General features: G+C 71.5%; 8 protein-coding genes and 1 riboswitch. Of the genes, 5 read left to right on the forward strand and 3 right to left on the reverse strand.

Going from position 1 to position 6,718, the window contains the following annotated elements; all coding sequences use genetic code 11:
- Positions 1-18 precede the first annotated feature (18 nt).
- From AB0F40_RS17935 to AB0F40_RS17945, 3 genes are all read right to left on the reverse strand, one after another.
- Positions 19-885 carry an alpha/beta hydrolase gene (locus AB0F40_RS17935; protein ID WP_357470341.1) on the reverse strand — a complete coding sequence of 289 codons (867 nt, stop codon included), beginning with the start codon at positions 883-885 and terminating at the stop codon, positions 19-21.
- An 89-nt stretch (positions 886-974) separates the two neighbouring features.
- The gene (locus AB0F40_RS17940; protein ID WP_357470344.1) at positions 975-1,904 is read right to left on the reverse strand and encodes an LLM class F420-dependent oxidoreductase; all 930 of its coding nucleotides are present in this window, start codon (positions 1,902-1,904) and stop codon (positions 975-977) included.
- Positions 1,905-1,993: 89 nt separating this feature from the next.
- A complete protein-coding gene (locus AB0F40_RS17945; protein ID WP_357470347.1) occupies positions 1,994-2,611 on the reverse strand; it encodes a disulfide bond formation protein DsbA in 618 nt (205 codons plus the stop codon).
- Between the two features lie 23 nt (positions 2,612-2,634).
- On the opposite strand from AB0F40_RS17945, the gene AB0F40_RS17950 reads away from it, so the two are divergent.
- From AB0F40_RS17950 to AB0F40_RS17970, 5 genes are all read left to right on the forward strand, one after another.
- Entirely contained in the window at positions 2,635-2,829 is a 195-nt protein-coding gene (locus tag AB0F40_RS17950; RefSeq protein ID WP_357470350.1) for a hypothetical protein, read from the forward strand.
- A gap of 70 nt (positions 2,830-2,899) precedes the next feature.
- Positions 2,900-3,649 carry a helix-turn-helix domain-containing protein gene (locus tag AB0F40_RS17955; protein WP_357470353.1) on the forward strand — a complete coding sequence of 250 codons (750 nt, stop codon included), beginning with the start codon at positions 2,900-2,902 and terminating at the stop codon, positions 3,647-3,649.
- A gap of 78 nt (positions 3,650-3,727) precedes the next feature.
- Positions 3,728-3,865, forward strand: a riboswitch (FMN riboswitch).
- Positions 3,866-3,979: 114 nt separating this feature from the next.
- Positions 3,980-4,663: a nicotinamide riboside transporter PnuC gene (pnuC, locus tag AB0F40_RS17960; RefSeq protein WP_357470356.1), complete on the forward strand. Its 684-nt coding sequence runs from the start codon at positions 3,980-3,982 to the stop codon at positions 4,661-4,663.
- Between the two features lie 19 nt (positions 4,664-4,682).
- Positions 4,683-5,636, forward strand: coding sequence for a Gfo/Idh/MocA family oxidoreductase (locus AB0F40_RS17965; protein ID WP_357470359.1), 954 nt, complete (start codon positions 4,683-4,685; stop codon positions 5,634-5,636).
- 50 nt (positions 5,637-5,686) lie between these two features.
- A partial coding sequence (locus AB0F40_RS17970) for an acyl-CoA dehydrogenase family protein (RefSeq protein WP_357470361.1) occupies positions 5,687-6,718 on the forward strand: 1,032 nt, incomplete at its 3' end.

Raw genomic sequence — 6,718 nt, forward strand, 5'->3', positions numbered from 1 at the left:
GGGAACGCCGTGCGGATCCTAATCGCAGGTCGTGCGGACCTCGCTGAGCTCGCTGTCCACGGCCGGCGCCGGGCAGAGGAACTGCGCGTACCGCTCGTCGTCGTCCACGTACCGCTTCAGCCAGGACAGGCTGTACCTGGCGATGACGGCGTTGGGTGCGCTCGGTGCGGAATGCGACGCGTCGCGCAGCTCCAGGTAGGCCTTGTCGCCGTCCGCGGGCAGCGACTCGTAGAGCGGCTCGGCGTGCGACCGCACCCGCGCGATCCGGTCGTCCTCCGCGCCGACGATCAGCGTCGGGGTGGAGACCTCGGGAAAGGTCTTGTCGCTGCTCCACGGGGTCATCGGGATGGCTGCCTGCAGCGCCGGGTACTCCTTGGCCGCCTCCAGGCTCCCGCCGCCGCCCATGGAGTGGCCCATCACGGCGAGCCGGTCGGGATCGATCCGGTCCGCCAGCTCGGTGTCCTGCAGGTGGTCCAGGGCGGCGAGCAGCTGGTCACCCCGACGAGCCGGCGAGTCGGCGGGCCTGAGCGTGTCGATGGTGAACACGACGAACCCCTGGGAGGCCAGCCGCGGGCCGAGCCAGGCGATGGCCGCCTGCGAGGACCGGTAGCCCGGGGAGACAGCCACCGCACCGAAGGTGCCCTCCGAGGTGTCGGTCGGGTAGTAGACGGTGCCGCCGCCGAAACCCTCCGCGCCGGCACGCGTGACGACGGCGACCCCGATCTCGAACGAGCCACGCGGAGCCTCGATGCTCTCCTCGGTCGGATCGGGGCCACGCTGGTAGTCGTCGTCGGTGGCGGCTGCGGCCGGGACCGCTACGAGGGTCCCCGCGGTGAGCGCGGTCGCCGCGAGAGCGGCGCGGAGGGCACGAGAAAGGCTCTGCATGGAGTTCTCCTGGGGTGTCGCAGGAACCGGCCGACACCGACCCTAGGAAAGATCCCTCCATGCGGCCTGCGCTGGGTGTTATTCGACCGTCAGCCGAGCTGCGGACGCACCTCGCGCGCGATCAGGTCGAGGTGGTCGAGGTCCGCCAGGTCGAGGATCTGCAGGTAGACCCGCTGGATGCCGTCGGCCTCGAGAGCCTTTAGCCGGTCCACCACCTCGCCGACCGTCCCGGCGACACCGTGCTCACGGAGCTCGCCGGGCTCCCGGCCGATCGCGGCGGCCCGCCTGCTGAACTCGGCCTCGTCCTGACCGACGGCGGCGACGAGCGCCACCGACTGCACCATCGACTCGGGCGCACGCCCGACCTCGGACAACGCCTTCTCGATCACCCTCACGCGCGGGCCGATCGCGTCGATCTCCGGGAAGGCCTGGTTGTACTCGGTGCCGTACCGCGCCGCCAGGGCGGGCGTACGGCGCGGACCGCCGCCACCGACGAGCACGGGGACGGGCGACTGCGTGGGCTTTGGCAGGGCCGGCGAGTCCGTGAGCTGGTAGTGCTCACCGGAGAAGGAGAACTGCTCCCTGACCGGGGTCTCCCACAGCCCGGTGATGATCGCGAGCTGCTCCTCGAGGAGGCCGAACCGCTTGTCGGGGAACGGGATGCCGTAGGCGCTGTGCTCGGCCTGGAACCAGCCGGTACCGAGGCCCAGCTCGACGCGGCCCCCGGACATCTGGTCCACCTGTGCCACCTGGATGGCGAGGACGCCCGGGTGCCGGAACGTCGCAGAGGACACGAGCGTGCCGAGCCGCACGGTGGAGGTGTCGCGGGCGAGGCCGGCCAGCGTGGTCCACGCGTCCGTAGGGCCGGGGAGCCCGGCACCGTCGCCCATGGCGAGGTAGTGGTCGGACCGGAAGAACGCACTGAACCCGAGCTCCTCCGTGGTCCGGGCGACGGCGAGCTGGTCGTCGTACGTCGCACCCTGCTGGGGCTCGGTGAAGATGCGCAGATCGAGAGTCATGCCTCAACGATGCCACGGGCTGTGCGCGTGATCGTCGCGGCCGCACGACCGTTCGGGGCGCGACGATCGCGCCCACGACGAAGGGGAAGTCAGTCGAACACGGGGTCTGTGGTGCGGGAGCGCTTCAGCTCGTAGAAGTACGGGTACCGCGCCAGCGCCACCGCGGCGTCGAACAGGCCGGCCGCCTCCTCGCCGCGCGGGACGCGCGTGAGCACGGGGCCGAAGAACGCGACACCGTCGACGTGGAGGGTCGGCGTGCCGACGTCGTCGCCGACCGGCTCCATACCGGCCTGGTGGGAGGCCGCGAGCGCCGCGTCGTGATCGGTGGACGTCACCACCTGGGCGAGGGCGGCGGGGAGCCCCGCCTCGGCCAGCGCCTCGGCCGCCACGGCGTCGAAGTCCTTGTTCCGCTGGTTGTGGATGCGGGTGCCTGCCGCGGTGTAGAAGGCGGCGAACGCCTCGGGGCCGTGGTCGGCCTGGACCGCGGCGGCGACGCGGCCGATGCCTCGGGAGCGCTCGATCTTCGCCCGGTAGTCGTCGTCGATGTCCCTGTCCTTGTTGAGCAGGTACAGGCTCATGAGCTTGAAGGTCAGCTCGAGCTCGCGGTGCTGGGCGACCTCGAGCGCCCACCGGGACGTGATCCAGGCGAACGGGCACATGGGGTCGACGTAGACGTCGACGACGGGCTTGGCAGCGATCTCGGTCACGCACAGCAGACTACGCTCGCTGCGTGACCGGGATCCGTTGGGCAAGTCTCGCCACCGTCGTCGGCGGTGGGGTGATCTTTCTGGTGTGCCTGGTGGGGGTCGTGCTGGGCCATCCGTGGTCGGCGGTACCCGGTGGTCTCGCCCTGCTGCTGGCCGTCCGCGAGGTGCGCTACCTGCGCAGACTCCGGTCCGGCAAGATCGCGGGACGGGAAAATTAGCGCCATGGATACCCGGTACCGCTCAAGGTCCCTTCACGCGGCCCGGCGAGCACGGGGTAGCCTGCCTGGCATGACCGCCGTCCGTACCCACACGCACGCGCAGGCAGTAGACGCTGCGGTGGACCTGTTCACCCGGCAGGGGTACGAGGGGACCACCGTCGAGGAGATCGCCGACGCCGCCAAGGTCAGCCGGGCCACGTTCTTCCGCAGGTTCCGCTCGAAGGAAGACGTGGTCTTCGCCGACCACGAGCTGCTGCTCGAGGAGGTGGTGGTGATGCTCGCCGCCACCCGCCCCGACGCCCGCGCCAGCGAGGAGTCCGGGCACGACCTCGGCCGCGCCTGGGACCCCGACGTCGACCCGTACCTCGAGGTGTGCCGCGCCGCACGCATGGTGTTCGACCACCATGTGGGCCAGCGCGACACCTCGCTCGCCCGGTACGCCCTGCTGCAGCAGGTCCCCGCCCTGCGCGACCGGGAGCTGATCACCACGCACCGCTACGAGCGGGCGTTCACGCACTACCTCAAGGACACGCTGCCGCCGGAGCGTTCTGCGTCGACGGCGTCGATAGCGTTCGCCGCCTCCGTCGTCGCCGTGCACAACGCGATCCTGCGCCGCTGGCTGCGTACGCCGTCGCTCGAGCTGCGGCCCGAGCTCGAGGAGGCGTTCGCCGACCTGCGGCGGGCCGCCGTCCTCGGCACCGCCGGCCACCCGCTGGCCGACGGCGGAGCCCCGGTCGGCCGCCGCGTGGTGGTCACCGTCGTCGAGGGCGGGGCCGGGCCCGACGAGGTGGCCCGCGCCGTCCGGGACGCGCTCGTCTGACACCGGGCGGGACAGGCGTCCCGCGCGGGAATGGGGCCGTGGCATCCTGTGTTCCGATAGTCAACGTGCAGCAGATGCACACGTGCTCCGGGGTCGGTGAAATTCCGAGCCGGCGGTGATAGTCCGCGACCCGGGTCGCTCCTTCGGGAGGGGCTCGGTTGACCTGGTGAGATTCCAGGACCGACGGTTAAAGTCCGGATGGGAGGAAGCACGTGCGGCGCGCGCCGTCACCCCTCGGGGTGCCGTCACCGCGCCGTCGTCGGCGCCATGTGGCGCGCCGACCCTCACCCCGGAGTCCCCGTGTGCGGACTTTCGGAGAGGGAAAGAGACATGGACTGGTTCCGCGCCGCCTATGACGCGACGTTCCTGGTCGCCGACCAGCAGATCTACTGGCGCGAGGTCATCGGCAACGTGTTCGGGCTCGCGTCCGCCCTCGGTGGCCTGCGCCGCAAGGTGTGGGCCTGGCCGGTGGGCATCGTCGGGAACGTCCTGCTCTTCACCGTCTTCATGGGCTCGTGGTTCGGCGACGCGACGCGGGCCGACATGCTGGGGCAGGCCGGCCGCCAGATCATGTTCATCGCGGTCTCGGTCTACGGGTGGTACCGCTGGCGTCAGACGCGCCGGCTCGGCGGCGTCGGGACGGTGGCTGTGCATCCCCGCTGGGCGTCGTGGCGGGCCCGGGTCGGCCTCGTGACCGGGATGCTGGCGGGCACGCTCCTCCTCACCCCGCTCTTCCGGACCCTTGGCTCCTACGAGCCGGTCTGGGCCGACGCGTGGATCTTCATGGGTTCCGTGCTCGCCACGTACGGCATGGCCAAGGGCTGGGTCGAGTTCTGGCTGATCTGGGTGGCCGTCGACCTGGTCGGGGTTCCGCTGCTGTTCTCCGCCGGGTACTGGGCGACCGCGCTGATGTACGTGATCTACGGCCTGTTCACGCTGTTCGGGTTCTTCGCGTGGTGGCGCATCAGCCGCCGTGAGAGCGCGGCGCCGGACGAGGTGGTGGCAGCGGCCTGATCGCGTACCGTCGGCCCTCGTGACGGCACAGGAGCGCACCGCCAGGATCGGGATCGTCGGCTCGGGCTTCCGCGCCCGCACCATGCTGCGGGTGCTGCAGGCGCTGCCGGACCACTTCGAGGTGGTCGGCGTGGCCACCCGCAACGCGGCGGACCGCGAGGAGCTGGCGGCGCGGGGCCTCCCGGCGGCGGGCCTGCCGGGTCTCCCCGCGCCCGCCTACGCCACGGTGGCCGAGCTGGTCGCGGGCGGCCGTCCCGACCTCGTCCTGCTGACCCTGCCCGCCGGCGCCGCGCAGCCGGTGATCCGCGACCTAGCCGCCTCCGGCGTCCCCGTGCTGACGGAGACGCCGGCGGCCGGCACGGTCGAGGAGCTCGCGGCCCTGCAGCGGCTCGTGGACGACGGCGCCTGCGTGCACGTCGCCGAGCAGTACCACCTGGAGCCGCTGGTCGGGGCGCAGCTCGCGGTCGCCGCCTCCGGGCTGCTGGGCGAGGTGACGGACGCGCACGTCGCGATCGCGCACGACTACCACGGCCTCAGCGTGCTGCGCCGGGCGCTCGGCATCACGTTCGAGGACACGGTGATCACCGCGCGGCGCGACGCGCGCCGGGTGCTGCCGAGCCCCAGCCGTGCGGGCGACCCCGAGGACCTGGACCTCGTCGACACGGTGCACGCGACCGCGTGGCTGGACTTCGGCGACCGGCTCGGCACCTACGAGTTCGACGACGTCCAGTACCGCTCCTGGGTCCGCTCCCCCGCGCTTTCGGTCCGCGGTGAGCGCGGCGAGCTGCGCGACGACGTCGTGCGGCACGTCGGCGGCGACGGCCTTCCCCGGCGCTCCACGCTGGAGCGCGTGGCCGCTGGCGTGGCCGGCAGCCACGAGGGCATGTTCCTGCGCGGCTACACGCTCGACGGCGAGTGGCTGTACCGCAACGCGTTCCGCCACGCCGACGCTCGTCCAGGCGAGATCTCGTGAGACGTAGTATCGCTTGACCTGAGATCCGGTACCGGCGCACCATGGGAGGCATGACTCAGACCCCAGGAGTGACGGCGCCCGACTACGACGTCTCGCAACCGCTCGACATCGACTTCGCCGGCGCCTTCGCCGACGTCACGGAGGACGAGCGGGCGTGGCAGCTCTCCGTCCGCCAGTTCGTGCAGGACGAGGTCCTGCCCGTGATCGACGGCTACTGGGAGCGCTACGAGGTCCCGATGGACCTGGTCAAGCGCATGGCCGAGCTGGACTTCCTGCGCGACGGCGTGGACGTGCCCGGCTACCCCACGATCTCCAAGATGGCGGAGGGCCTTGCCGCGATGGAGATGTCGCGCGGTGACGGCTCGGTGACGACGATCTGCGGCGTGCAGGGCGGCCTGGCGCTGCGCTCGATCGTGATGCTCGGCTCCGACGAGCAGGTCGAGAAGTACGCCGGCCCCATGGCCCGCGGCGAGATCCTCGGCGCCTTCGCCCTGACGGAGCCCACGCACGGGTCGGACTCGGTCGGCCTGGAGACCTCCGCGGTCAAGGCGACGCGGGACGGCGTAGAGGGCTACGTCATCAACGGCGAGAAGAAGTGGATCGGCTTCGGCTCGATCGGCGACATCACCGTCGTGTGGGCCCGGGGTGAGGACGGTCAGGTCCACGGGTACATCGTGCCGCAGGACGCCCCCGGCTACGACGGGAAGACCATCGAGGGCAAGATCTCGCTGCGCGCCATCCACCAGGCCCACATCGTGCTGAACGACGTGTTCGTCCCGGCGGAGAACCTCCTGCCGAAGGCCCGCACCTTCAAGGACACCGGCCGCGTCCTGTTCGCGACGCGCCTCGGCGTCGCCTGGGGCGCCGTCGGGCAGGCCATCGCCTGCTACGAGGCGGCCGTGGCCTACTCGAAGCAGCGCACGCAGTTCGGCCGGCCGCTCGCGGCGAGCCAGATGGTGCAGGAGCGCCTGACGAAGATGCTGTCGATCCTCACGCAGATGCAGCTCCTCGTGAAGCAGATGACGCGGCTCGACGAGGCGGAGCAGCTCACCGGCCCGCAGGCCTCGCTCGCCAAGTACACG

The organism is Promicromonospora sp. NPDC023987 (genome assembly GCF_040639055.1).
Taxonomy (GTDB): Bacteria; Actinomycetota; Actinomycetes; order Actinomycetales; family Cellulomonadaceae; genus Promicromonospora.